The sequence below is a fragment of the Mycobacterium interjectum genome (assembly GCF_900078675.2).
GTDB classification, from domain to species: Bacteria; Actinomycetota; Actinomycetes; order Mycobacteriales; family Mycobacteriaceae; genus Mycobacterium; species Mycobacterium interjectum.
Window position 1 is genome coordinate 3,296,530 of the sequence record NZ_LT546237.1, and the last position, 26,159, is coordinate 3,322,688.

General features: G+C 68.1%; 22 protein-coding genes, 6 pseudogenes and 1 riboswitch. Of the genes and pseudogenes, 13 read left to right on the forward strand and 15 right to left on the reverse strand.

The annotated features are described in order from the left end of the window. Positions 1–125: 125 nt before the first annotated feature. Complete coding sequence (gene pdxH / locus BN4348_RS50170) at positions 126–809, reverse strand: pyridoxamine 5'-phosphate oxidase (protein ID WP_372514171.1); 684 nt, start codon at positions 807–809, stop codon at positions 126–128. A 71-nt stretch (positions 810–880) separates the two neighbouring features. On the opposite strand from pdxH, the pseudogene BN4348_RS50175 reads away from it, so the two are divergent. After that, positions 881–1,582, forward strand: a pseudogene (locus BN4348_RS50175) (citrate synthase 2); the annotation flags it as partial. 293 nt (positions 1,583–1,875) lie between these two features. Then, positions 1,876–2,334: a VOC family protein gene (locus BN4348_RS50180; RefSeq protein ID WP_084454427.1), complete on the forward strand. Its 459-nt coding sequence runs from the start codon at positions 1,876–1,878 to the stop codon at positions 2,332–2,334. A gap of 75 nt (positions 2,335–2,409) precedes the next feature. Here BN4348_RS50180 and BN4348_RS50185 read toward each other — a convergent pair. After that, a pseudogene (locus BN4348_RS50185) lies at positions 2,410–3,870 on the reverse strand (FAD-dependent oxidoreductase); the annotation flags it as partial. Between the two features lie 18 nt (positions 3,871–3,888). Beyond that, on the reverse strand, positions 3,889–4,914 hold the full coding sequence (locus BN4348_RS50190; RefSeq protein ID WP_066915560.1) for an AurF N-oxygenase family protein: 1,026 nt from the start codon (positions 4,912–4,914) through the stop codon (positions 3,889–3,891). A 198-nt stretch (positions 4,915–5,112) separates the two neighbouring features. Between BN4348_RS50190 and serC the strand changes: the two genes are divergently transcribed. After that, a complete protein-coding gene (gene serC, locus BN4348_RS50195) occupies positions 5,113–6,231 on the forward strand; it encodes a phosphoserine transaminase (protein WP_066915561.1) in 1,119 nt (372 codons plus the stop codon). Between the two features lie 121 nt (positions 6,232–6,352). Next, positions 6,353–7,135 carry a septation protein SepH gene (sepH, locus tag BN4348_RS50200; RefSeq protein WP_066915562.1) on the forward strand — a complete coding sequence of 261 codons (783 nt, stop codon included), beginning with the start codon at positions 6,353–6,355 and terminating at the stop codon, positions 7,133–7,135. An 18-nt stretch (positions 7,136–7,153) separates the two neighbouring features. Here the strand turns inward: sepH and BN4348_RS50205 are convergent, their stop codons facing one another. Next, a complete protein-coding gene (locus BN4348_RS50205) occupies positions 7,154–7,423 on the reverse strand; it encodes a DUF2537 domain-containing protein (RefSeq protein WP_066915652.1) in 270 nt (89 codons plus the stop codon). Beyond that, a pseudogene (locus BN4348_RS50210) lies at positions 7,420–7,974 on the reverse strand (TrmH family RNA methyltransferase); the annotation flags it as partial. The gene BN4348_RS50205 and the pseudogene BN4348_RS50210, both read right to left, overlap by 4 nt. Positions 7,975–8,002: 28 nt before the next feature. Here BN4348_RS50210 and BN4348_RS50215 point away from each other — a divergent pair. Next, the gene (locus BN4348_RS50215; protein WP_066915564.1) at positions 8,003–8,458 is read left to right on the forward strand and encodes an SRPBCC family protein; all 456 of its coding nucleotides are present in this window, start codon (positions 8,003–8,005) and stop codon (positions 8,456–8,458) included. Here the strand turns inward: BN4348_RS50215 and BN4348_RS50220 are convergent. Next, positions 8,455–9,315 (reverse strand): DUF3027 domain-containing protein, encoded by an 861-nt coding sequence (locus tag BN4348_RS50220; protein WP_167670477.1) that lies wholly within the window; start codon positions 9,313–9,315, stop codon positions 8,455–8,457. The genes BN4348_RS50215 and BN4348_RS50220 overlap by 4 nt on opposite strands. 117 nt (positions 9,316–9,432) lie before the next feature. Here BN4348_RS50220 and BN4348_RS50225 point away from each other — a divergent pair, with 117 nt between their 5' ends. Further along, the gene (locus BN4348_RS50225) at positions 9,433–11,094 is read left to right on the forward strand and encodes an MFS transporter (RefSeq protein WP_066915567.1); all 1,662 of its coding nucleotides are present in this window, start codon (positions 9,433–9,435) and stop codon (positions 11,092–11,094) included. Beyond that, positions 11,091–11,594 (forward strand): DUF2771 domain-containing protein, encoded by a 504-nt coding sequence (locus tag BN4348_RS50230; RefSeq protein WP_066915572.1) that lies wholly within the window; start codon positions 11,091–11,093, stop codon positions 11,592–11,594. The genes BN4348_RS50225 and BN4348_RS50230 overlap by 4 nt, the downstream gene beginning before the upstream one ends. Before the next feature lies 1 nt (position 11,595). On the opposite strand, the gene BN4348_RS50235 is transcribed toward BN4348_RS50230, so the two are convergent. From BN4348_RS50235 to BN4348_RS50245, 3 genes are all read right to left on the reverse strand, one after another. Continuing rightward, on the reverse strand, positions 11,596–12,600 hold the full coding sequence (locus BN4348_RS50235; RefSeq protein WP_066915573.1) for a glutathione S-transferase family protein: 1,005 nt from the start codon (positions 12,598–12,600) through the stop codon (positions 11,596–11,598). A gap of 22 nt (positions 12,601–12,622) precedes the next feature. Further along, on the reverse strand, positions 12,623–14,548 hold the full coding sequence (locus tag BN4348_RS50240; protein ID WP_066915655.1) for an acyl-CoA dehydrogenase family protein: 1,926 nt from the start codon (positions 14,546–14,548) through the stop codon (positions 12,623–12,625). Between the two features lie 134 nt (positions 14,549–14,682). Next, positions 14,683–15,090, reverse strand: coding sequence for a cold-shock protein (locus BN4348_RS50245; RefSeq protein ID WP_066915574.1), 408 nt, complete (start codon positions 15,088–15,090; stop codon positions 14,683–14,685). 162 nt (positions 15,091–15,252) lie between these two features. Here BN4348_RS50245 and BN4348_RS50250 point away from each other — a divergent pair, with 162 nt between their 5' ends. From BN4348_RS50250 to BN4348_RS50265, 4 genes and pseudogenes are all read left to right on the forward strand, one after another. Next, entirely contained in the window at positions 15,253–15,645 is a 393-nt protein-coding gene (locus tag BN4348_RS50250; RefSeq protein ID WP_066915575.1) for a YccF domain-containing protein, read from the forward strand. After that, positions 15,642–16,721: a GTP 3',8-cyclase MoaA gene (gene moaA, locus BN4348_RS50255; protein WP_066915577.1), complete on the forward strand. Its 1,080-nt coding sequence runs from the start codon at positions 15,642–15,644 to the stop codon at positions 16,719–16,721. Before BN4348_RS50250 ends, moaA begins: the two co-directional genes overlap by 4 nt. A 4-nt stretch (positions 16,722–16,725) precedes the next feature. Further along, a complete protein-coding gene (locus tag BN4348_RS50260) occupies positions 16,726–17,001 on the forward strand; it encodes a MoaD/ThiS family protein (protein WP_066915578.1) in 276 nt (91 codons plus the stop codon). A gap of 207 nt (positions 17,002–17,208) precedes the next feature. Then, positions 17,209–17,422: riboswitch (cyclic di-AMP (ydaO/yuaA leader) on the forward strand. A 13-nt stretch (positions 17,423–17,435) separates the two neighbouring features. Then, a pseudogene (locus BN4348_RS50265) lies at positions 17,436–17,933 on the forward strand (transglycosylase family protein); the annotation flags it as partial. On the opposite strand, the pseudogene BN4348_RS50270 reads toward BN4348_RS50265, so the two are convergent. After that, positions 17,894–18,217, reverse strand: a pseudogene (locus BN4348_RS50270) (IS110 family transposase); the annotation flags it as partial. The pseudogenes BN4348_RS50265 and BN4348_RS50270 sit on opposite strands and share 40 nt — an antisense overlap. Before the next feature lie 1,277 nt (positions 18,218–19,494). Between BN4348_RS50270 and BN4348_RS59690 the strand changes: the two are divergent. Then, positions 19,495–19,968, forward strand: coding sequence for a hypothetical protein (locus BN4348_RS59690; protein WP_142308740.1), 474 nt, complete (start codon positions 19,495–19,497; stop codon positions 19,966–19,968). Positions 19,969–20,063: 95 nt separating this feature from the next. On the opposite strand, the gene BN4348_RS50280 is transcribed toward BN4348_RS59690, so the two are convergent. The 5 genes and pseudogenes from BN4348_RS50280 to BN4348_RS50300 form a co-directional block, all read right to left on the reverse strand. Continuing rightward, positions 20,064–22,190 carry a Clp protease N-terminal domain-containing protein gene (locus BN4348_RS50280; RefSeq protein WP_160040540.1) on the reverse strand — a complete coding sequence of 709 codons (2,127 nt, stop codon included), beginning with the start codon at positions 22,188–22,190 and terminating at the stop codon, positions 20,064–20,066. Continuing rightward, positions 22,190–22,615 carry a molybdenum cofactor biosynthesis protein MoaE gene (locus BN4348_RS50285; protein WP_066915582.1) on the reverse strand — a complete coding sequence of 142 codons (426 nt, stop codon included), beginning with the start codon at positions 22,613–22,615 and terminating at the stop codon, positions 22,190–22,192. The genes BN4348_RS50280 and BN4348_RS50285 overlap by 1 nt, the downstream gene beginning before the upstream one ends. After that, complete coding sequence (locus BN4348_RS50290) at positions 22,612–23,094, reverse strand: MogA/MoaB family molybdenum cofactor biosynthesis protein (RefSeq protein ID WP_066915589.1); 483 nt, start codon at positions 23,092–23,094, stop codon at positions 22,612–22,614. The genes BN4348_RS50285 and BN4348_RS50290 overlap by 4 nt, the downstream gene beginning before the upstream one ends. Beyond that, positions 23,094–23,596: pseudogene (gene moaC / locus BN4348_RS50295) on the reverse strand (cyclic pyranopterin monophosphate synthase MoaC). The gene BN4348_RS50290 and the pseudogene moaC overlap by 1 nt, the downstream one beginning before the upstream one ends. 3 nt (positions 23,597–23,599) lie before the next feature. Further along, positions 23,600–23,800 carry a hypothetical protein gene (locus BN4348_RS50300; RefSeq protein ID WP_096866311.1) on the reverse strand — a complete coding sequence of 67 codons (201 nt, stop codon included), beginning with the start codon at positions 23,798–23,800 and terminating at the stop codon, positions 23,600–23,602. A gap of 104 nt (positions 23,801–23,904) precedes the next feature. Between BN4348_RS50300 and BN4348_RS50305 the strand changes: the two genes are divergently transcribed. Further along, a complete protein-coding gene (locus tag BN4348_RS50305) occupies positions 23,905–26,157 on the forward strand; it encodes a helicase-associated domain-containing protein (protein ID WP_066915594.1) in 2,253 nt (750 codons plus the stop codon). Positions 26,158–26,159: the final 2 nt, after the last annotated feature.

A 26,159-nucleotide genomic window follows, 5' to 3' on the forward strand; every position in this document is an offset into this window, starting at 1 on the left:
GACGGCGCGCCTGCCCGGGGTCCGGTCCGCGGGTCCCGCGGCCATCGGACGGTTAAGCCGCGCCGAGTTTGCGACGTGACGGATGTCATAGCGAGGCCGGATGCGCCCGTCGTGAAGCGCAAGGGTCAGGGCTGAAGGCGCTCGACCCGAGCGCCGATGGCCCGAATCCGGTTGTGCACCCGGTTTTCCCGACCCTGCCAGAATTCGACCACCTCGGGCGCGAGGAGGTATCCGCCCCAGTTGGGCGGCACCGGGACGGTTTCCGAGTCGGCGAAGCGCGCGGTGACCTCGGCGAGCTGGCCCAGCAGCGCCGCGCGCGACGCGATCGGCCGCGATTGGTGTGACGCCCAGGCGCCCAGTTGTGAGCCGCGCGGCCGCATGGACCAGTAGTCCCGCGTCACCTGGGGGTCCACCTTGGTCACGGGGCCGCGGATGTGGATCTGCCGGCCCAACAGGAACCAGGGGAAGGTCGCCGACGCGTACGGCGTCGCGGCCAGCTCGGCGCCCTTGTCGGAGTCGTAGTTGGTGAAGAAAGTGATTCCGGTCTCATCGGCGCTCTTGCACAACACCGCTCGGCTGACCGGCCTGCCGCCGGCGACGGTTGCCAGCACCATGGCGTTCGGCTCGGCCACGCCGGCGCGCTCGGCGTCGTCAAGCCACCTGCGGAACAAAGCGAGCCACCCGTCGGCCAGCCAGTCCGCGTCCAGGTCCGGGCTGCCGTCCTTCTCGACCGACCCGTATTCCACGCGCATTCTCTCCAGGTGTTCTCGTCCTGTTTCGGAGCCTGCTCCGGGGCCCGGTCCTGCCATTACGCCAACGCTACCGGGGGTTGCTACCGGCCGGTAGCATCCGCCCGGCCGTGGGGTGCGAGAATTTCCGCATGACTGTCCCGGAAAACTTTGTCCCCGGCCTGGAGGGCGTGGTGGCGTTCACCACCGAAATCGCCGAACCGGATAAAGACGGCGGCGCGCTGCGCTACCGCGGCGTGGATATCGAGGACCTGGTGACTCAGCAGGTCACGTTCGGTGACGTGTGGGCGCTGCTGGTCGACGGCAAGTTCGGTCACGGGCTGCCGCCCGCCGAGCCCTTCCCGCTGCCGATCCACACCGGCGATGTGCGGGTCGACGTGCAGGCCGGCCTGGCGATGCTGGCGCCGATCTGGGGCTACAAGCCGCTGTTGGACACCGACGACGCCACCGCCCGCGATCAGCTGGCCCGGGCCTCGGTGATGGCCCTGTCCTATGTCGCGCAGTCGGCCCGCGGCATCTATCAGCCCGCCGTGCCGCAGCGGGTCATCGACGAATGCCCAACCGTCACAGCGCGATTCATGACCCGCTGGCAGGGCGAGCCCGACCCCAGGCACGTCGAGGCCATCGACGCCTACTGGGTATCGGCCGCCGAGCACGGCATGAACGCCTCGACGTTCACCGCGCGGGTGATCGCCTCGACCGGTGCGGACGTCGCCGCCTCGCTGTCGGGGGCGATCGGGGCGATGAGCGGCCCGCTGCACGGCGGGGCGCCGGCCCGGGTGCTGCCGATGCTCGAAGAGGTCGAGCGCACCGGCGACGCCCGCGGCCTGGTCAANTGCGGCCCTCGGCCATCTATGTGGGCCCGGGCCCGCGCAGCCCGAACGCCGTCGAGGGCTGGGACCGGGTTCTCACCCACGCCTGATCTGCGCGGGGTGTAACCACACCGCGAATTTCGGCCCAACATTTCGTGCTGTGGTCACGCTCGCGTCCGGTGCTTGTCGGTGCCCGGCGATTGAATGGGCGCGTGCCGCGATGACTCCGATTAATTTCCGTCGCGGGACGAGTCAATAACCGTGTGCCGGCCCACGCCGGGTTGGCGCGGGAGACCGACAACAAGGAGATCACCATGGCGATCAACATCGAACCCGCACTGTGCCCGCACCTCGTCGTCGACGACGCCGCCGCGGCGATCGACTTCTACGTCAAGGCATTTGGAGCCGAGGAGCTGGGCCGGGTGCCCCGTCCCGACGGCAAGCTGGTGCACGCCGCGCTGCGCGTCAACGGTTTCACCGTGATGCTCAACGACGACTTCCCGGAGGTGTGTGGCGGCAAGTCGATGACGCCCACGGCCCTGGGCGGCACGCCGGTCACCATCCACCTGACGGTCACCGACGTCGACGCCAAGTTCCAGCGGGCGCTGGACGCCGGCGCCACCGTGGTGGCCCCGCTGGACGACCAGTTCTGGGGTGACCGTTACGGCGTGGTCGCCGACCCGTTCGGCCACCACTGGTCGATGGGTCAGCCGGTGCGGGAAGTCAGCATGGAGGAGGTCACCGCCGCGATGTCCGGGCAGGGAGCCGGTTAGCTTCCACCAGACAGCCGGGCCAGCAGCCGGCGTCGCCGCGGCGTCGCCGGCGCGGCCGCGGCGACCGCGAGCANGGTCGGTCAGCCTGCCGGCGTTGAAATCGGCCACCAGCGCCTGGACGGTTTGCAGGGAGCAGGACTTGTTCGTGCCGATGAACCCCGTTGGTCCGCGCTTGATCCAACCCGCGACGTAGGCGCCGGGCACCGGACGGCCGGAGCCTGGGTCCACCACACGACCGCCGTCGTTGGGCACGACGGTCGCCGATTCGTCGAACGGAAGCCCACGAATCTCCTTGCCGCGATAACCGATCGACGTCAGCACCAGGCCGGCCTCCAGCCGGCGCACCTCCTCGGAGCCGGTGACGGTGAACTCGACTCCGGTGGCACACCGCTCTCCGAGGATGCGGTGCGGCGTGAGTGCATAGGCCAGCCGGATTCGCCGGCGGGACGCCGGCGCCGAATCGTCGCCCAGCATGCTCAGGATCTCCAGCTTGTTCTTGGTCAGCGGGTCCGACACGGCGGCCAGATCGCTTGCCACCCGCCGACGGTCGCCGGCGTCGAGCACGACGTCGGAGGCGCCGGTGAGCCCGATCAGTTCGGGCAGGGTGAAAGCCGAATTGGCCGGCCCGCGCCGGGCGGCGATCACCACTTCGCGCACCGCGGAGCGCCGCAACGCCTCGAGCGCATGGCCGGAGACGTCGGTGCGGGCCAGGTCGTCGGGGTCCGCCGTGAGGACGCGGGCCACATCGAGGGCGACATTGCCGTTGCCGATGATCACCACCCGCTCGTGATCGAGATCGACTGGCAGATCGGTGAACTCAGGATGCCCGTTGAGCCACGCCACCAACTCGGTGGCGGTCCCGGTGCCCGGCAGACCCATGCCGTCGATGCCCAGGCGACGATCGTCGGGTGCACCCACCGCATACACGACGGCGTGATGGTGGGCCAACAGATCCGCATGACTCAGGTGCCTGCCGATCTCGACGTTCAGGTAGAACCGGAAGTGTCGGTGGCCGGATATCCGGTCGAAAAGCCGGGTGACCCTTTTGGTGTTCTGGTGGTCGGGCGCCACCCCGGCGCGCACCAGTCCGTAGGGCGTCGGCAGCTTCTCAAATACGTTGACCCGCACGCCATGTTGGGTGAGCAGCTCGTCGGCGGCATACATCGCCGCGGGGCCCGAGCCGACGATCGCCACGGTCAATGGCCGACGGCGGGCGCGCACCTCGGCGGCGGGGATCACCGGGGCCAGCTTCGAGGTGGGCGGCAGCTTCTCGCCCTCGGGCCGCTTCGGGTAGAAGGACGCGTTGATCTCGACGAACGGCAGCTGCTTGGTGTCCAGCCGGGAGTCGGGCGCGATGGCGCCGACCGGGCACGCGCCCACGCACGCGCCGCAGTCCACGCACGCCACCGGATCGATGTAGAGCATCTCCGATGTCGCGAACCCGGGCTCGTCCGGTGACGGGTGGATGCAGTTGACCGGGCACGCGAAAACACAGGACCCGTCGTTGCAGCACGACTGGGTAATAACGTGCGGCATAAAAGAACCCGCGCAGCCCTATGCGGCCGGTGCGGCGGCCAGGTGCTGGCGCTGCGGCTCGCTGCGGTAGCGCGACGGCTTGCCGTTGATCTTGCAGAGGCGCCACATCAGCCGGGCGGACCGCGTTTCCATCAGCCCAGTGTCGTAAGCCAGCATCCGCACGTCACCAAACATGTCGCTGAGCCACTTGCGCGACTCCGGGGACCGGAAGAACAGTTCCTTCTTGACCTCGCGCGGAATGTCGAACTCGCGCCAGAAGGCCTTGGGCGGCACCACAATCGCCCGGCACAACATCTTCATGGTCAGCGGCAGGTACAGCGCCGTCCAGAACCGCTGCCGCTTGGTCAGCTCCGGCAGCCGCCGGCGCAGGAACTCGTGCGCGAACGAGATGTGCCGGGCCTCCTCGGCCACGTGGATGGCCATCACCCGCTCCATGATCGGGTGCAGCGACTTGCCTTCGCGCAGCACATTTTTCTGCGTGTGGTCGATGGGCTCTTCGCCGGCGAGCACACCGATGAAGAACGCCACCGGCAACGGGCCTGCGACAAGCGGAACCAGCGGCGAGAGCCACTTGAGCATCCGCGGCATGCCCGGGACGTCCGCGCCGATGCGGTTCACCATCTCCTGGAACATCATGGTGTGGTTGCACTCTTCGACCGATTCATGCAGGCAGTAGCGGTATTCGGGCGAGCCGTTGGGCACCCAGAACGTGTAGTTCATCAGGCCGCGGATCAAGATCGACTCGAAGTGCAGCCCCACCTTGGCCACGTTGGCCTGCCGCCACATGCCGATCTTGATCTTGCGCTCTTCGGGCTGGGCCTGGTACCAGGGATGCCGCCCCAGCGGGTCGGTCAACGGCAGGATCCACCGTGGGTCGCTCTCTGTGACGGCGAATTCCTTTGATTCCCAGTCGATGTCGGTGTAGGGGTTGAAGTTTCGCCGCACCGACCCCTCGGACAGTGTGGCAAGCATGTTCACGTACTCGGCGTCGTCGCGCACTTCCATGTTGCGTCGCCAACGCCGGACCATTCGCGTCCTGTCCATTCCAAGCCTCCCCACCGAGGTTTACATTTGGACGTGCAATGTCCAGACAGTACCGCAGGTACCGGATATTTTCTAGACCCGCCGGAGGCACTGTGGCCTGACCAGTGGTCACGCGACCCGTGTGGCCTGCCTCACATCCTGCCGCTCAGTTCAGCCCGCGGCGTCACCGCCTTCGGATCGCTCACTAGGCTGGCGGATATGGCTGACCAGCTCGACATCCCTTCCGACATCAAACCCCGCGACGGCCGCTTCGGCTGCGGCCCTTCCAAGATCCGGCCCGAACAGCTGAAGGCGTTGACCACCACCGCCGCGCCGTTGTTCGGCACGTCGCACCGGCAAGCACCGGTCAAGGATCTGGTGGGCCGGGTTCGCTCGGGGGTGACCGAGCTGTTCTCCGTGCCCGACGGGTATGAGGTCATCCTCGGCAACGGCGGCGCGACCGCGTTCTGGGATGCCGCCGCGTTCGGGCTGATCGACAAGCGGTCGCTGCACCTCTCCTTCGGCGAGTTCAGCGCCAAGTTCGCCTCCTCGGTCGCCAAGAACCCCTTCGTCGGCGACCCCATCGTCATCAAGTCGGATCCCGGCACCGCCCCGGAACCGCAAGCCGATCCGTCGGTCGATGCGATCGCCTGGGCGCACAACGAGACGTCGACCGGGGTCGCGGTGCCGATCCGCCGCCCTGCCGGCTCGGGTGACGCGCTCGTCCTCATCGACGCGACCTCGGGCGCCGGCGGCCTGCCCGTCGACATCACGCAAGCGGACGCCTACTACTTCTCGCCGCAGAAAAACTTCGCCAGTGACGGCGGGCTGTGGCTGGCCGTCATGAGCCCGGCCGCGCTCGCCCGCGTCGAGTCCATCGCGTCCTCCGGTCGCTGGGTTCCCGACTTCCTGTCGCTGCCGATAGCCGTGGAAAACAGCCTGAAAAATCAGACGTACAACACCCCGGCGATCGGCACGCTGGCGCTGATGGCCGAACAGCTGGACTGGATGCTCGGCAACGGCGGCCTCGAGTGGGCGGTCAAGCGCACGGCGGACTCCTCGCAGCGGTTGTACTCGTGGGCCGAGGAGCGGCCCTACACGACACCGTTTGTCGCCGATCCCGCGTTGCGGTCTCAGGTGGTGGGCACGATCGACTTCGTCGACGAGGTCGACGCCGCGGCCGTCGCCAAGACGCTCCGCGCTAACGGGATCGTCGACACCGAGCCCTACCGCAAACTGGGCCGCAACCAGTTGCGGGTGGCGATGTTCCCCGCGGTCGACCCCGACGACATCAGCGCCCTGACCCAGTGCGTCGACTGGGTCGTCGAGCGGCTTTAACTTCCGCGTCATCAGCCCGCAACCCGCCAGCGTGTCAGAGCGGGTTACCGGCGTTAGCTGCACTAGAGTGCGGACCCGAGGGGTCCGTCGCTGACCGGCGCGGAGCCTGCGAGGAGAAGCCATGCGGGAACTCAAAGTGGTTGGTCTCGACGACGAGAGCAAATACATCATCTGCGAGGGTGATGACCCCGCAGAACGGTTCAAGCTGGTGGCCGACGACAGACTCCGGGCCGCCCTGCGCGGCGAGTCGTCACAGCCGGAGCAGCCGCCGCTCGACATGCAAGTCACTAATATGTTGAGCCCCAAAGAGATTCAGGCCCGGATTCGCGCCGGTGCGTCCGTCGATCAGGTGGCCACGGCGTCGGGCTCCGACATTTCGCGGATCCGCCGCTTTGCTCACCCGGTGCTGCTGGAGCGTGCCCGTGCCGCCGAGCTGGCAACCGCCGCACACCCGATGCTGGCCGACGGGCCCGCCGTGCTCACCCTTCTCGAGACCGTCAGCTCCGCATTGGTGGCGCGCGGCCTGGAACCCGACCGGCTCAGCTGGGACGCGTGGCGCAACGAAGACGGCCGCTGGACGGTGCAGCTCGCCTGGAAGGCCGGGCGCTCGGACAACATCGCGCATTTCAGTTTCGCCCCCGGCGCCCACGGCGGAACGGTCACGGCGGTCGACGACGCGGCCAGCGAGCTGATCGACCCGGGCTTCGAGCGCCCGCTGCGACCGCTCGCCCGGGTGGCCCGCCTCGACTTCGAGGCGGCGGAAGCGCCCGGGTCCGGAGGCGAATCCGCCGAGCCGGCGCCCCCCGCCGCGCCCGAACAACCGGTGCACACCCGGCGCGGCAAGCCGGTCATTCCGGCCTGGGAGGACGTGCTGCTTGGGGTGCGCTCAAGCGGGCACCGCTAGCCGTCGGTCAGTAAGCCGCTACCCCACCGTCATCGCGAGCAGCGTCAGCCACGCACCGCCCACGCCCACGGCGGCGCCCAGCACGAACCACCGCAGCACCAGGGTGCGCCGCCAGCCCCACAACGTCGGCGCCAGGCCGCCCGCCGCCACGGCGTTGAGACCGACCGCCAGCAGCGGATGCACCCGGATCAGGCCGAGGCTGAGCACGACGACGGCGGCGCCGGTCACGGCGGCGACGAACGCGGAGACGGTCAAACCCGTTGCCCAGGGGACGGACTCGTCGCTCACCACGTGAGCCTAGCCCGCTCGTAGAACGCCAGGGCTGCTGCGGTGGCGACGTTGAGCGAGTCGGTGCCGCGCGACATCGGGACGCGCACCGGCACATCGCTGAGTCGCAGCGTGGCCGTCGTCAGCCCGGGGCCCTCGGCGCCCACCAGCACCGCGACACGCTCGTCGACCGCCCCGGCCATCGCCTCGGCCAGCGCACACGCCTCGCGCTGCGGCGTCATGGCCATCAGCCGAAAACCCATCTCCTTCAACAACAGCAGGTCGTGCGGCCAGCTGGCCGCCCGCGCATACGGCACCAGCAGCGCGTGGCCCATCGACACCCGCACGGCGCGACGGTAGAGCGGGTCGGCGCACCCGCCGCCGAATACCACCGCGTCCACGCCAAGCCCGGCTGCGTTGCGAAATATCGAACCCAGGTTCTCGTGGTCGTTGACGCCCTCGAGGACCGCGACGGTGCGGGCGGCCTCGACGACCTGGGCGACGCTGGGTTCCGGCACCCTCCTGGCGGCAGCGAGCACGCCGCGATTGAGGTGAAAACCGACCACTTNCGCCAATAGGTTCGCTGCCCCGGGAGGAACGATGGTCGCTCCGCTGTTGCAGACGCAGGTCGACATCGACGCGCCGGCCGCCAAAGTGTGGGCGTTGATCTCCGACTTCCGGCGGATGCCGGACTGGAGCCCGCAGTGTCGCTGGATGAGGCCGCTGGGGCCTCTTCGCGCGGGCACCCGCACCCTGAACCTCAACCGGCGCCACCGCATGTTCTGGCCCACCACCTGCACGGTTGTCGAGGTCATTCCCGAGAAAAGGCTGGCGTTCCGGGTCAACACCAACGGCACGATCTGGAGCTATGAACTCGAGCCCAGCGGCCGGGGCACGCGGGTGATCGAGAGCCGTCACGCCGAAAACGGCGTCAGCGCGTTTTCGAACCTGTCGGTGAACGCGCTCTTCGGTGGGACCGAGAATTTCGAACGCGAGTTGCTGGCGGGGATGAACGCGTCGCTGGCGAACATCAAAGCCGCCGCCGAGCGGGGCTAGTCCCCAGGTTCCGGAGACTCGGGCTCCGCAGCCTCGGGCGGCGATTCCGGGTCCGGGGGTTCGGGCGGCGGCGGGTTGTCCGCGACGTCCAGCACGCCGTCGTCGTAGGGCTCGTATGCCGGCGAGCCGGTGCCCGCCGGGGCCGGTGTGTCCGAGTGGGCACCGCAGCCGTATTGCTTGTCGACGATGTGCCCGTCGGCGGACAACTGGTTGCCGCACACCCCGAACATCGCGCCCAGCGATCCGGCCAGCGGCAGGAAAAAACCACAATCGCGGCACATCCGCTTGGTGGACCGGGCCATCGGCGAGTCGGGACCGTGGTCGCCGGTGTGCCACCGCTCGGCCGCCTCGGCGCGGCCCCACGCGCTCATCACCCAGCGCCGGCCCAACCCGATCTCGGCGGCGACCTCGTCCACCTCGGGGTCGCCGCTGGCGGTGTAGCCCGGAACCAACCGCGGGTCGTCCGCCGCGGGCGCCAGCAGGTCCCCGGGGCTCAGATCGCCCGGCCGCACCCGTTGGTCCCAGGGCACCCACTCCGGCGCGAGCAGCGCTGTCGGTCCCGGGATCAGCACCACTTCGCTGATCGTGGCGTGGTCGGCGCCCGGGTGCGCGGCGACGACGGCCGCCCATTGCCACCCCTGATAACCGGGCAGATGCGCCAGGAACCGGTGGGTCGCGGCGTTCGGATCCTCGTAGCCGACGCCCAGGTAGTCCCCGACGGCCTCGGCGCCGGCGAACTCCTCGACGGCGGCCCGGGCCCGGTCAGCGGCACCCGTGAGCACGGCGGCCAGCTCGTCGGGCCCCTCGGCCACGGTCGTCGCGGCGGGTTCCGCCGACCCGTCGGTGGGTCCGGTCACGGTGTCCCCTCTCTGCAGTGCGTCTCCAATACTAGGTTGGCGAGCCATGCCCGGTTGCCCGCCGGCATAAGACAGAATTGATTCGTGTCCGGGCGGCGGCGTGATGATCGGGGTCGGGTGGCCTCCAACCCGGGCCGCCACCCCCGCCCGAACCGCAACGGATCCTCCAACCAGCACCCGGGCATGGCCAATTACCCCGCCGACGACACCGGTCGGGGCCGGTCACGCCGGTCGCCGCCGATGCCGAGCGCGAACCGCTACCTGCCACCGCTGCGCGAAGAACCCGAGCCGGACCGCGGCGGCACCGCGCCCCCGCGTGGTGCCGCCGCCGGTGAACGCATCACGGTCACCCGCGCCGCGGCGATGCGAAGCCGCGAAATGGGTTCCCGCATGTACTGGATGGTGCAGCGGGCCGCCACCGCCGACGGCGCCGACAAGTCCGGCCTGACCGCCCTGACGTGGCCGGTGGTCGCCAACTTCGCGGTGGATGCCGCGATGGCCGTCGCGCTGGCCAACACGCTGTTCTTCGCCGCGGCCAGCGGGGAGAGCAAGTCCAAGGTGGCGCTGTACCTGTTGATCACCATCGCGCCGTTCGCGGTGATCGCCCCGCTCATCGGTCCGGCGCTGGACCGGCTCCAGCACGGCCGGCGCGTCGCGCTGGCGCTGTCCTTCGCGCTGCGCACCGCGCTGGCGGTGTTGCTGATCATGAACTACGACGGCGCCACGGGCAGCTACCCGTCGATGGTGCTCTATCCCTGCGCGCTGGCCATGATGGTGCTCTCCAAGTCCTTCAGCGTGCTGCGCAGCGCGGTGACACCGAGGGTGATGCCGCCGACCATCGACCTGGTGCGGGTCAACTCCCGGCTGACCGTGTTCGGCCTCCTCGGCGGCACGATCGCAGGCGGCGCGATCGCGGGCGGCGTCGAGTTCGTCTGCACCCATTTGTTCAAGCTGCCCGGCGCGTTGTTCGTCGTGATCGCTGTCACGATCGCCGGCGCCCTGCTGTCGATGCGGATCCCGCGCTGGGTCGAGGTGACCGCGGGTGAGGTACCGGCCACCCTGAGCTATCGCAACGACAGCGGCCCGCCGCGGCGAGGCTGGCCCGAAGAGGTCAAGAAGGTGCGCGGGACGCTTCGGCAACCGTTGGGCCGCAACATCATCACCTCCCTGTGGGGCAATTGCACCATCAAGGTGATGGTCGGCTTCCTGTTCTTGTATCCGGCGTTTGTGGCCAAGGCGCATCAATCCAACGGCTGGGCTCAGCTGGCCATGCTGGGCGTGATCGGAGCCGCGGCGGGGATCGGCAACTTCGCGGGTAACTTCACCAGCGCCCGCCTGAAGCTCGGCAGGCCCGCCGTGCTGGTGGTGCGCTGCACGGTCGCGGTGTGCGCGGTCGCGTTGGCGGCCGCGGTGGCGGGCACCCTGATGGCGGCCGTGATCGCCACCCTGGTCACGTCGGGGTCCAGTGCGATCGCCAAGGCCTCGCTCGATGCCTCGCTGCAACACGACCTGCCCGAGGAATCGCGCGCCTCCGGATTCGGCAGATCGGAATCCACCCTGCAGCTGGCGTGGGTGCTGGGCGGGGCGCTGGGTGTGCTCGTGTACACCGAACTGTGGGTCGGCTTCACCGCCGTGAGCGCCCTGCTGATCCTCGGCCTGGCGCAGACCCTGGTCAGCTTCCGCGGCAACTCGCTGATCCCCGGCCTCGGCGGCAACCGGCCCGTCATGGTCGAGCAGGAGGGCGTGCGCACCGCAAGGCCGGCGGCGGTGCCTGAGTGAAACGCGGTGCGGTCTTGTTCGTCGCGGCCTTGGTGGCGCTCGCGTGCGTCGGGGCCGGCGTCGGGGCATGGCTGCTGGTGCGTCAGCACGGTGTGCAGCGACCCGAGATCAGCGCGTACTCGCACGGCCACCTGACCAGGGTCGGGCCGTACTTGTATTGCAATGTGCTCAACCTCAACGACTGCCAGACGCCGCAGACCCAGGGCGAGCTGCCGTTCAATGAGCGCTATCCGGTGCAACTTTCGGTTCCCGAGGCGATCGCGCGCGCGCCGTGGCGGCTGTTGCAGGTGTACGAGGATCCCGCCAACACCGCCATGACCATTTTCCGGCCGGGCAGCCGCTTCGCGGTGACCATCCCCACGGTCGACCCGCAGCGCGGGCGGCTGACCGGGATCGTCGTGCAGTTGCTGACGTTGGTGGTCGACGAAGGCCAATCGACTGACACCGGCATGGTCCGCGCCGTCCCGCACGCGGAATGGTCAGTGCGCCTGACGTCCTAACTCACGCGCCGTGGCCGGCGGGCACCCGCTCGCCGTCGACCGGGGGCCCCGGCGGGCTGCCGTCCCCGAAAGGCCTGCCGCCCAACGCCTCTCGCCCATGCAGGGTCAGCCAGCCGGACAGGTCCGGGCCCTTGGGCACGATGCGGGTGGGGTTGATGTCGGCGTGCACGATGTAGTAGTGCTGCTTGATCTGGACGAAGTCGACGGTGTCGCCGAAGCCCGGCGTCTGGAACAGGTCGCGCGCGTAAGCCCATAGCACCGGCATCTCGGACAGCTTGCTCCGATTGCACTTGAAGTGTCCCTGGTAGACCGGGTCGAAGCGGGCCAGGGTGGTGAACAGCCGCACGTCCGCCTCGGTGATGGTGTCGCCCACCAGGTATCGCTGGTCGGCGAGGCGATCGCTCACCCAGTCCAGCGCGGTGAACAGCCGGTCGTAGGCCGCCTCGTAAGCCTGCTGCGAGCCGGCGAAGCCGCACCGGTAGACGCCGTTGTTGATCTCGGTGTAGATCCGCTTGCTCACCTCGTCGATTTCGGCCCGCAGCGGTTCGGGGTAGAGCTGGGGCGCACCGTCGCGGTGGTAGGCGGTCCACTCCGTCGAGAGATCCAGGGTCATCTGCGCGAAGTCGTTGGTGACCACCGCGCCGGTCGGCACGTCGACGATCGCCGGGACGGTGATCCCCTTCGGGTAGTCGGGGAAGCGCTTGAAGTACGCGTCCTGCAGCCGCGGGATCTGCAGCACCGGGTCGACGCCACCCGGGTCCAAGTCGAAGGTCCAGCTGCGTTCGTCGTGCGTGGGCCCGCAAAACCCAATGGAGAGAGCGCTTTCCAGGCCCAGCAGCCGCCGCACGATGATCGCGCGGTTGGCCCACGGGCAGGCGCGCGCCACGATAAGCCGATACCGGCCGGGCTCCACCGGGTAGCCGTCACGCCCGTCGGCGGTAATCCGGGTGGCGATGTAGTTGGTGTCGCGGGTGAACTCGCCCGCCGGGGCTACATAGGAGGCCATGGCGACAATTCTGCCCGGGAACTCAGGTCAGGAATCGGCGGGCCAGATTGGCCTCGGTCGACGCTCCGGGTTCCCAGTGCGCGATCCACGGTCCGGTGCCCTCCGACTGATCGACGATGCCGTCCTCCAGCCAGGTGTAGTGGCCTTCCAGCACGTCGTGGGTCAGCCGGACGTCGCTGCTGTCGGAGTTGGACCACAACGCCCGGAACAGCGCCTCCACCCGCAATGTCGCTTGCTCACAGAATGTTTCGGCCAGCCCGCACGCCTGTCGGCCGACGACCGGGTCCGCGGCCCGCTGCCCCTCGGCGCGCACACACGCCGCGGACATCGCGAACAGCTCCGCGCCGATGTCGACGATGCGGCCCAGGAACCCCTGCCGTTGCTCCAGCCTGGCCTGCCAGCGCGCCATCCCGTAGAAGGTGTTGCGGGCCAGCTTGCGCGTCGAGCGTTCGACGAACCGAAGGTGCGACGCCAACGAGCCGAACTCATTGTACGCGGTGGGCCGCTGCCCTTCGCCGAATGCCAGCTGTGGCAACCACTTTGCGTAGAACCCGCTCGCGCCGACGGCCGCGGCGGCTTTCTGCCGCAGACCCGTGTCGGGCTTGGCGAGGTCACCGGCCGCGGTCAGGTGGGCATCGACCGCCTCCCGCGCGATGAGCAGCCGCATGATCTCGCTGGATCCCTCGAAGATGCGGTTGATCCGCAGGTCGCGCGCCACCTGCTCGACGGGCACCGCGCGTTCACCGCGCGCGGCCAGCGACTCCGCGGTCTCGTAGCCCCGCCCGCCGCGGATCTGCAGCAGCTCGTCGGCGATGAGGCAGGCCATTTCGCTGGACCACAACTTGGCCAGCGCCGCCTCGATCCTGATGTCGTTGCGCCCTTCGTCAGACATCTGGGCAGAGAGCTCGAGCACCGCGTCGAGCGCGTAGGTGGTGGCGGCGATGAAGGAGATCTTGCTCGCCACCGCTTCGTGTTCGGCGAGCGGCTTGCCCCACTGCACGCGCTCGCCGGACCATTCGCGGGCAATCTTCAGCGCCCACTTCGCCGACCCCGTAGCGCTGGCCGGGATCGACAGCCGCCCGGCGTTGAGCGTGGTCAGTGCGATCTTCAGGCCGTCGCCTTCCCGGCCGATCAGGTTCTCGGCGGGCACCCGGACGCCGTGCAGCCTGGTCACACCGTTCTCGATGCCGCGCAGCCCCATGAACTTGTTGCGCCGCTCCACGGTGATCCCGGGCGAATCGGCCTCGACGACGAAGGCGCTGATGCCGCCGCGATGCCCGTCGCCCTTGGGCACCCGGGCCATCACGACCAGCAACTCGGCGACCACGCCGTTGGTCGTCCACAACTTCACGCCCTCGAGCTCGTACGCCTTGCCGTCCTCGACCGGTGTCGCCGTCGACGCCAGACGCGCGGGGTCGGAACCGACGTCGGGCTCGGTGAGCAGGAACGCCGAGATGGCCCCGGCGGCGCAGCGCGGCAGGAACCTCTGCTTTTGTTCGGTGGTCCCGGCGAGTTTGAGCGGCTCGGGCACCCCGATCGACTGATGGGCCGACAGCAGCGCGCCGAGGCTGGGGTGTACCGACGAAACCATGACCAGCGCCCGGTTATAGGCGACCTGCGACATGCCCAGCCCGCCGTACTCGGTGGGGATCTTCATCCCGAAGCAGCCCAATTGGGCCAGGCCCTTGACGTACTCGTCCGGGATCTGCGCGTCGCGTTCGATGACGCTGCCGTCGACGCCGTCGAGGAATTCCCGCAGCCGGTCGAGGAAGGCCCCGATGCGCTCTTCGTCGGCCCGGGATGGCTTCGGAAACGGATGAATGAGGTCTAGCGGAAAGTGCCCGAGAAAGAGTTCCTTGGCGAACGACGGTTTTTCCCAACCACTTTCGCGGGATTCCTCGGCCAGCGCCCTGGCTTGTTCCTCGGTGACCTGCGCTTGCTGTGCCATCGCCGCCTCCTCGCTAACGATCCACATCGAGGCTGCAATACCCGGCACCGGCCCGAGTACCACGGCCTACGCATGTCGAAGTTACCACTCGGTAGCTTCACCGCGTAGGGGTACGTTTCGCGCGCACCGCCCTGCTAGGAGTCGAGCTCCCGGGCCACCGCCTTGACCACCTCGGAGACCCGACGTGCGGTCTTGCGGTCCGGGTAGCGACCTTTGCGCAACTCCGGCTGCACGGCACCCTCCAGCAGCGTGATCATGTCCTCGACCATCCCGTGCAGCTCGTCGGGGCTGTGCTTGTGTTCGACCGGCGCCTCGCGCCGGGTCTTGGACAGGCTGGGCGGGGGATCGATCAGCTTGAGACTCAACGCCTGTGGCCCGCGCCGGCCCGACGCCACGCCGAATTCCACCCGCTGTCCCGCCTTGAGACCCTCGACCCCCGCGGGCAACGCCGATGAGCGGACGTACACGTCCTCGCCGTCCTCCTGCGACAGAAAGCCAAACCCCTTTTCGGCGTCGTACCACTTAACCTTGCCGGTCGGCACTGGTCTCACCTGCTTGTCTGACGGATCACTAGGTTGGGCAACGCAAGAAGCGTCCCGCCTGCGCAGGACGCATGTTGGATTCTGATCCTACTCGGGTGGCCGCCTGCCGAGCACCCCCGTTACCCCGTCACTCGGTACCCTGGCAGTACCGCTGGAGGTGATATGCGCCTGATCCTGAACGTCATCTGGCTCGTGTTCGGCGGCCTGTGGATGGCCGCCGGATACCTGCTGGCGGCGCTCATCAGCTTCCTGCTGATCGTCACCATCCCCTTCGGCTTCGCCTCGCTGCGCATCGCGTCGTACGCGCTGTGGCCGTTCGGTCGGACGATCGTCGACAAGCCCACCGCCGGGACGGGCGCCCTCATCGGAAATGTCATCTGGATAGTGCTCTTTGGCCTGTGGCTGGCGATCGGTCACCTGGCGAGCGCGGCGGCGATGGCGATCACGCTCGTCGGCATTCCGCTGGCGCTGGCCAACCTCAAGATGATCCCCGTGTCGTTGATGCCGCTGGGCAAGGAGATCGTTCCGGCCCGCTTCGGGGCGGCGCCCGCATGACGCTGACGGCGTTGGGTCTACCGACGGTGCCGGGCCGCACCAGCGGCGCCGCGGCCCAAGGCATTCCGGCCAGCGGCCCACTGGTGGACACCTACGGGCGCGCCGCCACGGACCTGCGGGTCTCGCTGACCGATCGCTGCAACCTGCGGTGCAGCTACTGCATGCCGGCCGAGGGCCTGGACTGGCTGCCTTCAGAGCAACTGCTGCGGCCCGACGAACTGACCAGGCTGCTGCACATCGCCGTCACCCGGCTCGGCATCACCAGCGTGCGGTTCACCGGTGGCGAGCCCTTGCTGTCCCGCCACCTCGAAGAGGTCGTCGCCGCGGCTGCCCGCCTGCAACCCCGGCCCGAGATCTCGCTGACCACCAACGGCGTGGGGCTGGCGCGACGGGCGGCCGCGCTCGCCGAGGCGGGCCTGGATCGGGTCAACGTGTCGATGGACAGCGTGGACCGGGACCACTTCGCGGCCATCACCCGCCGGGACCGGCTCGCCGACGTGCTGGACGGCCTGGCGGCCGCCAAGGAGGCGGGCCTGGCGCCGGTGAAAGTCAACGCGGTGCTCGACCCCTCGACCGGACGCGACGACGTTGTCGGCCTGTTGCGGTTCTGCCTCGAGCGCGGCTATCAGCTGCGCGTTATCGAGCAGATGCCGCTGGACGCCGGACATCAGTGGCGCCGCGGCGCCGCACTGACCGCCGACGACGTGCTGGCGACGCTGCGGCCGCATTTTCGGTTGCGGCCGGATCCGGCCCCGCGCGGCTCCGCCCCGGCCGAGCTCTGGCTGGTCGACACCGGGCCGAACACCCCGACCGGAAAGTTCGGCATCGTCGCGTCCGTGTCGCACGCCTTCTGCTCGACGTGTGATCGCACCCGGCTCACGGCCGACGGCCAGATTCGCAGCTGCCTGTTCTCCGCTGAGGAAACCGACCTTCGGGGCCTGTTGCGCGGCGAAGCGGGCGACGACGCGATCGAGGCGGCGTGGCGCGGGGCGATGTGGAGCAAGCCCGCCGGCCACGGCATCAACGATCCCGACTTCGTCCAGCCCGATCGCCCGATGAGCGCGATCGGTGGCTAGCCCGATGGAAGCTGCGGCCGAGGCGGAGGGAATCCAGGTGACCGTCCGCTACTTCGCCGCCGCGCGCGCTGCCGCCGGGATCGAGGCGGAGACGGTGGTGGTGCGTCCCGGGACCACGATCGCGGGGCTGGTCGAGCGGCTCGCCGTCCATGGATCCCGCCTCGCCACCGTGCTGAACCGATGCTCGTATCTGCGCGACGGAATCGCCGTTCGAGACGAGGCCGCGGCGTTACAGCCCGGCGACACCGTGGACGTGCTGCCGCCCTTCGCGGGCGGGTGACGCTGTGAGATACCTCACGTAACGAAACGATAACGACACAATCACGCTCCGATCTCGGGTGCAATGACCTGCGCAAATCCCCGATGTTCCTGGGCTTTTCGCAGATGGCCGTGAGGGAAACGCCGGGTTTCACTAAACGTGACGGGGCGAACAGAACCCGCTAGCGTCTCCGACGGTTCGCCAATCTCCAGAGTGTGGCGTTCCTCCTCGCTTATCGCGCCGAGCTCCATCCAGTAGGCGGGGAAACCCCGAAAGTGGATGGAGGCGGGGGACCCACCGGTCCACCGTGATCGGACTGGGGCCGCATGCGGCTCCTTGGGGTGAAGCCGGCACCGGCTCCCACGGGAGTGCGACGTCGGCCGGGTGGCCTCTCCAACCCGAACCCGACAGCTGACCTCGCAGGCGCGTACCGAGAGAGGAATGTTCCGGCGCCTATGAGTGGACGTCATCGTAAGCCCACCACTTCCGGCATCAGCGTCGCCAAGATCGCCTTCACCGGGGCGGTTCTCGGTGGCGGCAGCATCGCCCTCGCCGGCCAGGCGGCCGCGGCCACCGACGGCGAGTGGGATCAAGTAGCCCGTTGCGAGTCCGGCGGCAACTGGGGCATCAACACCGGCAACGGCTACCACGGCGGCGTCCAATTCAGCGCCTCCACCTGGGCCTCGCACGGCGGTGGCGAGTACGCCCCGTCGGCCGAACTGGCCACCAGGGAACAGCAGATCGCGGTCGCCGAGCGCGTGCTGGCCACTCAGGGCCGAGGCGCGTGGCCGGTGTGCGGCGGTCCGCTGTCGGGTCCCACGCCGCGCGAGTTGCCCGTCCCCACGCCGGCGGGCATGGACGCCCCTCTGGACGCGCCGTGGCTCAACGGTGGTCCCGGACCGCTGGCGCCGCNCTCGGCCAGCAGTTTGGCATCGCCGGCATCGGATTTAGCTCCGGAGACATGGTGGCGGTCGCGGTAGCGAGCGACCGCCAGCGGGTTGACCGCATACACCTGGTAACCGGCCGCGACCAGCGCGTTGACCCATAAACCTCGATCGGTTTCGATGCCGATCACGACCTGTCGGGGGTCTTGGGCGTGGGTGGCCACGATGTCGTGCAATCCGCGGATGCCGGGGAGCCCTTCTGGCAGCCGGCGCGAGGCCAGCCGGGTGCCGTTGTCGTCCATCACGTGGATGTCGTGATGATCTTCGGCCCAATCGTCGCCGACGAAGATCATCGATCACCTCCTCTGCCGAAACGGGTGGAACCTGTTCGAGCCCAAGGCAACCCGGCGGCGACCTAATGGATCAGTGCTCGAATCGGCACGACACCCCATCAGCGCTATGGGAAGCCTCACCAACCGGCCGGGGCACGGTCTAGCCGTAGGAATCGAACATCACTCCAGGGCGCGGAAGTGCTCACCGACCGGCGGCTCGGCGACCAGCGTCCCGCTACCGGATCACTATCCGTTCGAGGCTCGCCGATCAACTCCCATTAGGGCGTGTCTGATAGTTGACGGGCCCATCCGACGACGGCGTTGGGACGGCTACACTGCGATAGACGATGGCGAGTTTTTTCGTAGCGGGTCGTTAGTCCACGCCATTGTTTGACCTCGCAGAAACGGCGCCACACGACGTTGCGGGCCTTGTAGTCCTCGGCGTTGAATACCGGTAGACTTCCGCTGGCTGATCCTCACCATTTGCGATGGCCCTGTTGGCCGCGAGGTTCGGGGATGACCGCGCAAATACGGCACCGCCTGAAAAATCCCCTTAACACTAATGCGGTAACCTTTTACTCCCCGAAGACGGTGGCCGACATGAGCGCTCGTTGCGCGATGACGGATACCGCAATCGAAAGGCTAAAGGTGCAGGTTGACCAATCGACTTCGGATGCGGCGACTGGTGATATTGGGAGTAAAAGCCACGACGCCTGACAGCACAGTGCATTTCAGAGACACGGACAACACGCAAATAACATGCGGACGGCCCCAAAATCGAAACCGATATTTGGATTCTGGGGTAAGCTATCTCCTTTGCGGACAGTGGGTAACTATGTGGAGCCTGCGAGGTCTTTTGTGATCATCACACCGAATTTTGTCAGCGGCGGCAGCGGATGTAGCGGTCATCGGTTGGTCATTAATTGCAGCTATGCAGCCGCGGTCTGGACGGCAGGGCTGGTGGCCGCGAGTGATTGTGCCCGCAAGGAGTGAAAGAAACGCGGCGACCTCCCGGCGGCCAGTCACACACTAGCGTCATGACGCATGGTTTTCGTAACGTCTCCAACCAATAGCCCGGACTTTTTCGGGTCAATGGATCTAGTATGCGCAGGGACCACCACGTGTCGAATTCCTAACGATCAGTAACCAAATCCAACGGTTGACCCTGGCGCAGCCAACCTACTAGGATGCCTCCGCCTGGAGCGCCAACCTTTCGGAGGACGAGAATGCGGCATGGACGAATGGTAGTGGTTGCATTTTTGGTAAGTGCTATTTCGTCAGTCATCGTCCCCCGGGCGGTGGCTGACACACCATCGAACGATGACAATAATCCGCCAATACCGCCGGAGCTAAGTAATCCATTTCTGCCGCATTCGGGTAAACCGCATCTTAAGCAGATGCAGCTGAAAAACGCCGATCAGGCGCCGTTCCCATGTTCGCTCGTCGTATTTCCTCCCGCTAATGTCGGCGGTGTTGCATTAGTTGGAAACGCGGGTGTCCTGTGTGAGGGTCCGATAGTATACATGTCGCTTCATATCCAGATGTACAAGATCAATCCTGGCGGCCCTAACACGCCTTTTGGTCCTCCTTGGGACTATTTCGCCATCGGTCCTGTCATCGACGGAAATGCGATCGCAGGCTGCCAGGTGTTTCCACCGCCCCCCGCCGCGCAATTCTTCAACGCGGCTTTCACGCAGATTACGCCTCTACAGGGTCCACCGGGGACGATTTACCAGGACACACTGGATGAGCCTGTCACAACGAATTGTTGAACCCGTAACGCGACCGTCGTTTGCTAGTCCGACGTGAATACCTGATTGTCGTGAGTGTCAGCAAAGGGCGAAAATCGAGCCTAATCGACAAGAACTCATAACGACGCGTTGCCCTCGTCCAGTGTATCGGGCGGGACCCGGAGGGCTTCGATCGTAGAGGAAGCGCAGAGCTGGTCGATGAGATGAGGCGATCCGCCGATAATGGTCGAGTCGGATTGGGGAGCGATACTGACGAGCCAGGCATGGTCGGCGGGCCAAATGAAGCTCGGCGACTGGTGATAAAAGCGGCGTTCGTCGGCCCAGCGTCCGATCCGCACTGCTTCATCGAGGCTGCCTTCCAGTAAGTGGTAGTAGTGCCTCAGGGCGGCAGGGAAAAACGGCGACGACGACGTGTCGGGCGGGGGTAGCGAGTCTGGCAAAGAAAGCTCGCCAGGGGTAGGCAGATCGGGGTCGGACAGCACAAAGCTTGGTGCGGTTTTGTCGATTTGCCAATCCTCGGGCGCGGGTCCGGCCCCAGCGTAGTAAGCGGTCCGCGGGGGTAATACGATCGGTTGGCCGTCGGCGCGGACGGCAAAGTAGCATGTATGGGGTGTCGTGGTGTGTTGGGCCAGTACCTCGCACAGTCGTTGCAACGCCGGGATGCGCAGTCCGCCTTTCGGATCGCCTGGCCAGAGGTGTCCGGCTTGCTCTGCGCACCAAACGGAGGCCAGGGCCCTGTCGGTAGCCTCCGGGGTCGCCGGTGTATTGATGTGCTCCCATGGCACCAACGGACCCAGTATCCGGCCATTGATCTTGGCCACGGCATCCCATCGCGGCGCGTTCGGGTGGTCATCGAGAGGATGCAACATCCGTGCATAGGACGAGAACCCAGAGCCGGCCCATCGCGTCAGCCGATGTGGAGTGGAGAGCTTTACCCGGCCCGCCAGCCACGCCGCCGGTTCGGCCGACACCGCAGGTCGCGGGGGTCGATGATTGGTGTCGGCGCTTTCACCGAGGAAGCTGGCGGACGACGCGCTCAACGACTGACTGGTGACCGTCTCGGCCGGCGGCTGGGCTGCGAGTTCCGCCTGGATTACAGTGAGCCGCTGCATGACCGCATCACGGACTTGGGTTAACTCACCCACCTGATGCCGAAGAATCTGACATCCGGTCGATTCCGGCTCGTCGAGTAGTGCCAACAACAAATGTTCCGGGCCGATGCGGTCGTGACCCAGCGATGCGGCTGCTGCAAGCGACTTTTCGAGTACTCGTAGACTCCGTGGGGTTGCCTCGACGTATCCGCAAGGCGCCACCGTACCGAGCCCGCACCGCTCAACGACTGCGCGACGCACACCATCGAGCGTCACCCCCAGGTCGGCCAGCGCCCAGTCGGCGATCGTGGGATACAGCGACGTCGCCTGCATCCCAGCCGTGCTGCTCGCCGGCATCCCGAAGCTGCTGGTCAATTCCTGTGGACGGGCCAGCAGCGCTAACAGCAGATGCTCCGTCCCATGACGATCGTGCATGAGCTCGCGCACCATGTGATAACTCAAAGCAGTCACGGTGCGGGCTTGGTTGGTGAAGCGATTTAAGGCGACCGCCACATTCCCTTCTGCTTGCTTGGCGGAAACGGAGCTGAAGTTGCGTCTTGTTCTCGCGGATGATTCGGCTTCCGCTGCGAGTCGCTCCTCCACAGCGCGGCGGACCCGAGAGAGGTCAGCACCTTGGCCGGTGAGAAGCTGGGACGCGGTCGACTCCGGATTTTCGAGTAGGGCCAACAACAGCTCGGCGGGTCCAACGTCCCTGGGCTGCGGGCCAGCCGCGGCGGACTCGATCACCTCCCACATCCGGGAGGTGAACGGGAGATGGCCAGAGTGCGCCGGTGCGGCGTCAAGGCCGCCACGCTCGACCACAACCCGGCGCATCCCATCAAATGTCACTCCAACCTCAGCCAGCGCCAGCCCAGCGACCGTGTCCGACGCCGCCAACAAGCCCAACAAGAGATGCTGCGTCCCCACGCGATCATGGTTCAACTCCCGCGCGACATGTTGACTGCGACTTATCGCGCTCCGCGCGTCGCCGGTAAACCATACGAACACAACAACCGTTCCTTTACTCGGAGCAAGCAACCTCGATGACAGAGCTCCATATACGCACATCAGGGTAGCCTTCGTGATGGCATGAATGTTGAAGTCGACGCACGCCCTGGCGCAGCCGCCGCAGGCCGGCTGACGTTCGGCCACTAGGCCGACCCGACCCATTCGTCGGTTCCGTCGTCGAAGAACTGGTGCTTCCACACCGGTAGCCGTGCCTTGATGGTGTCGACCAGCCGGGCGCAGGTGTCGAATGCCGCGCGGCGATGGTCGGCGGCCACCGCGGACACCAGCGCCGCCTCCCCGATGCGCAGCACGCCGATGCGGTGGCTGGCGGCGATGGCTCGCACGCCGCCGGCCTGCTCGGCGATCTCGGCGACCACCTGCGCAAGGACCTCTTCGGCCGAGGGGTGCGCGGAATACTCCAGCCGCACCACCCGGCGGCCGCCGTCGTGGTCGCGGATCATGCCGACGAAGCCGACGACGGCTCCAGCCGACTGATGGCCCACCAACTCCTCGTGTTCCGCCAAAAAAATCGGGTCTTCGGTCAGGGCGGCGCGCAACACGCGCGTCATCGCTCGTGATCCCCGCCGGCGAGTTGATCGAGCGCGTGGTCGAGAACGTCGGCGAGCACGCCGAGGCCGTCGCGCACCCCGCCGGGCGAACCCGGCAGGTTGACGATCAACGTCCGGCCGGCCACGCCGCAGACGCCGCGCGACAGCACCGACGTCGGCACCTTCGGCAGCCCGGAGCGGCGGATGGCGTCGGCCAGCCCCGGAATCATGTAATCCAGCACCGCGACCGTCTGGTCCGGGGTGCTGTCGCTGGGCGAGATGCCGGTGCCACCCGAGGTGATGATCAGGTCGACCTCGGCGTCCAGCGCGCCGCGCAGCGCCTCCCCGACCGGCTCACCATCCGCCACCACCTCGGGCTGTACGGACGAAAATCCCTGCTGCTCAAGCCATTCCGCGATGATCGGCCCGCATCGGTCGTCGTACGCGCCGGCCGACGCGCGGGTCGAAGCGATGATCACTCGTGCCGATCGCGCGCCCATCACCTCTCCCAAGTTCCGGTTTTGCCACCCTGCTTGCGCAGCACGCGGATGTCGTCGATGCGAGCGGCGGGGTCCACCGCTTTGATCATGTCGTACAGCGTGAGCCCGGCGACGCTGACGGCGGTCAGCGCCTCCATCTCCACGCCGGTGCGGTCGGTGCTGCGCACGGTCGCGGTGATCTCCACCTCCGCGTCGCCGATGGCGAAATCGATGTCGACGCCGGTGAGCGCGAGCTGATGGCACAGCGGGATCAGGTCGCTGGTGCGCTTGGCCGCCAGAATGCCGGCCACCCGCGCGGTGGCCAGCGCGTCGCCCTTGGGCAGGCCGCCGGTCGAGATCAGCGCAACCACGTGCGGCGAGGTGCGCAACGCGCCCGCGGCGACGGCGGCGCGCTTGGTGGCGCCTTTTTCGGTGACGTAGCCCATGTGCGCGGCGCCGCGNGCTCGTCCAGATGCGAGAGCGTGCCTGCCGAGGCCTTCGAGGCCTCTGGGGCCCTAGCCATGGGTTACCGGTTGACGACCGTGACCGGGTGAACGTAGGGCAGGTCGGTCGCGGGCAGGGGGAACACCAGCTCACCGAACGGTGACAACGCACCCGTGCGGTCGCTGACCAGTTCGCTCACGGCGTGGTCGTCCGGGTCCGTCGTCGGCCACCCGTTGTCGACGTAGTTGGTTTTGCGTGCGTTGCCTTCAGCAGTGTCAGCCACGCGGTCCATTCTGACAGGTCGCGCACGCGCGCGTGGCGCAAGGCCACTGGTCCGCGCTGTGAGCGTGGCCGTTAGGCCCGCCGACTGCTTTACGCTGGTCAGCAATGACCGACAACACCCCGGATATCCCGCTGGGGTCCTGGCTGTCCGACTTACCCGACGAGCGGCTGATCCGACTGCTGGAACTCCGGCCAGACCTCGCGCAGCCCCCACCCGGCAGCATCGCCGCGTTGGCCGCGCGTGCCCAGGCGCGCCAATCGGTCAAGGCCGCCACCGACGACCTGGACTTCCTCCGGCTGGCGGTGCTCGACGCCCTGCTGGTGCTGCAGGCCGATTCCGCCCCGGCGCCGACCGCCAAGCTGCTGGCCCTCGTCGGCGACCGCGCGGCCGAGGCCGACGTGGTCGGCGCGCTGGACGACCTCAGGCAGCGCGCCCTGGTCTGGGGCGACAACGCGGTCCGGGTGGCCGCCGACGCCGGCTCCGCGTTGCCGTGGCATCCGGGCCAAGCCACGCTCGAGGACAGCTCCCGCACGGGCGAGGAGATCGCCGCCCTTGTCGACGGGCTCGACCGGGCGCAGCTCGACGTGCTGGACAAGCTGCTGGAAGGCTCGCCGATGGGCCGCACCCGCGACGCCGCCCCAGGGGCCCCGGCGGATCGGCCGGTGCCGCAGCTGCTGGCGGCGGGCCTGCTGCGGCGCATCGACGCCGAGACGGTGATCTTGCCCCGTCACGTGGGACAGGTGTTGCGCGGCGAGGACCCCGGTCCCCTGCAGCTGACCGCGCCCGACCCGGTCGTGTCGACCACCAGCGCCAAGGACGTCGACGCGGTGGCCGCCGGAGCCGTCATCGACGTGTTGCGCGAGCTCGACGTGCTGCTGCAAAACCTCAGTGCTGCACCGGTTTCCGAGCTGCGCAGCGGCGGGCTGGGGATTCGTGACGTCAAGCGGCTGGCCAAGGCGACCGGCGTCGAGGAGCCTCGGCTGGGCCTGATCCTCGAGATCGCGGCCGGGGCGGGATTGATCGCCAGCGGCACGCCCGATCCGGAGCCGGACACCGGCGACGGCCCGTACTGGGCGCCCACGGCAGCCACCGAACGGTTCACCGCGCTGTCCCCCGCCGAACGCTGGCACCTGCTGGCCAGCACCTGGCTCGACCTGCCGAGCCGGCCGGCCTTGATCGGCACCCGCGGCCCGGACGCCAAACCCTATGGCGCCCTGAATGATTCGCTGTACTCGACGGCCGCTCCACTGGATCGCCGACTGCTGCTGGGCATGCTGCGCGGGCTGCCGCCCGGGGCCGGCGTCGATGCGGTGACGGCGTCGGCGGCGCTGATCTGGCGACGGCCGCGCTGGGCCAGGCGGCTGCAGCCCCAACCCGTCGCCGATCTGCTGGCCGAGAGCCACGCGCTGGGCCTGGCGGGCCGGGGGGCGATCAGCACCCCCGGTCGGGCGCTGCTGGAGGAAGGCGGCGACCCGGAGATCGCGGTGGGCGCGATGACGCGGGCGATGCCCGCACCGATCGACCACTTCCTGGTGCAGGCCGACCTGACCGTCGTGGTGCCCGGGCCGCTGCAACGCGACCTCGCCGACGATCTGGCCACCGTCGCCACCGTCGAATCGGCCGGCACGGCCATGGTGTACCGCATCAGCGAGCAGTCGATCCGGCACGCCCTGGACGTCGGCAAGACCCGCGACTGGATGCACGACCTCTTCGGCAAGCATTCCAAAACCCCGGTGCCGCAAGGGCTTACCTACCTCATCGACGACGTGGCCCGGCGGCACGGCCAGCTGCGAATCGGCATGGCCACCTCGTTCGTGCGGTGTGAGGACCCGGCATTGCTGGCCCAGGCCGTGGCGGCCGCGGAGGAGTTGCAGCTGCGTGCGCTGGCGCCGACGGTGGCGGTGTCGCCCGCGCCGATCGCCGAGGTGCTCGTCGCGCTGCGCAAAGCGGGCTTCGCCCCGGCCGCCGAGGACTCCACCGGCTCCATCGTCGACGTCCGGCCGCGCGGGGCCAGGGTGCCCACCCCGCCGCAACGCAGGCCGTACCGTCCAGCGCCGCGGCCCAGCAGCGAGACGTTGAACGCCGTCGTCTCGGTGCTGCGGAAGGTGACCGCCGCGCCGTTCGGGAACATCCGCGTCGACCCGGCCGTCACCATGTCGCTGCTGCAGCGCGCGGCCAGGGCCCAGGACACATTGGTGATCGGTTATCTCGACGCCGCCGGCGTGGCCACGCAGCGGGTGGTGTCGCCGATCACGATCAAGGGTGGGCAGCTGGTGGCCTTCGACTCGGCGTCGGGGCGGCTACGCGACTTCGCCATCCACCGCATCACGTCGGTGGTGTCGGGGGACTCCGGATAATG

What these genes read in the sequence shown, in the direction of transcription:
- BN4348_RS50215 (WP_066915564.1), top strand. Translation starts at nt 8,003, where the DNA reads ATGGTCGCTCCGCTGTTGCAGACGCAGGTCGACATCGACGCGCCGGCC.
- serC (WP_066915561.1), top strand. Translation starts at nt 5,113, where the DNA reads ATGGCTGACCAGCTCGACATCCCTTCCGACATCAAACCCCGCGACGGC.
- BN4348_RS50290 (WP_066915589.1), bottom strand. Translation starts at nt 23,094, where the DNA reads ATGGGCGCGCGATCGGCACGAGTGATCATCGCTTCGACCCGCGCGTCG.
- pdxH (WP_372514171.1), bottom strand. Translation starts at nt 809, where the DNA reads ATGGCAGGACCGGGCCCCGGAGCAGGCTCCGAAACAGGACGAGAACAC.
- BN4348_RS50305 (WP_066915594.1), top strand. Translation starts at nt 23,905, where the DNA reads ATGACCGACAACACCCCGGATATCCCGCTGGGGTCCTGGCTGTCCGAC.
- BN4348_RS50260 (WP_066915578.1), top strand. Translation starts at nt 16,726, where the DNA reads ATGGAAGCTGCGGCCGAGGCGGAGGGAATCCAGGTGACCGTCCGCTAC.
- BN4348_RS50190 (WP_066915560.1), bottom strand. Translation starts at nt 4,914, where the DNA reads ATGGACAGGACGCGAATGGTCCGGCGTTGGCGACGCAACATGGAAGTG.
- moaA (WP_066915577.1), top strand. Translation starts at nt 15,642, where the DNA reads ATGACGCTGACGGCGTTGGGTCTACCGACGGTGCCGGGCCGCACCAGC.
- BN4348_RS50240 (WP_066915655.1), bottom strand. Translation starts at nt 14,548, where the DNA reads ATGGCACAGCAAGCGCAGGTCACCGAGGAACAAGCCAGGGCGCTGGCC.
- BN4348_RS50235 (WP_066915573.1), bottom strand. Translation starts at nt 12,600, where the DNA reads ATGGCCTCCTATGTAGCCCCGGCGGGCGAGTTCACCCGCGACACCAAC.
- BN4348_RS50180 (WP_084454427.1), top strand. Translation starts at nt 1,876, where the DNA reads ATGGCGATCAACATCGAACCCGCACTGTGCCCGCACCTCGTCGTCGAC.
- BN4348_RS50250 (WP_066915575.1), top strand. Translation starts at nt 15,253, where the DNA reads ATGCGCCTGATCCTGAACGTCATCTGGCTCGTGTTCGGCGGCCTGTGG.
- sepH (WP_066915562.1), top strand. Translation starts at nt 6,353, where the DNA reads ATGCGGGAACTCAAAGTGGTTGGTCTCGACGACGAGAGCAAATACATC.
- BN4348_RS50285 (WP_066915582.1), bottom strand. Translation starts at nt 22,615, where the DNA reads ATGACGCGCGTGTTGCGCGCCGCCCTGACCGAAGACCCGATTTTTTTG.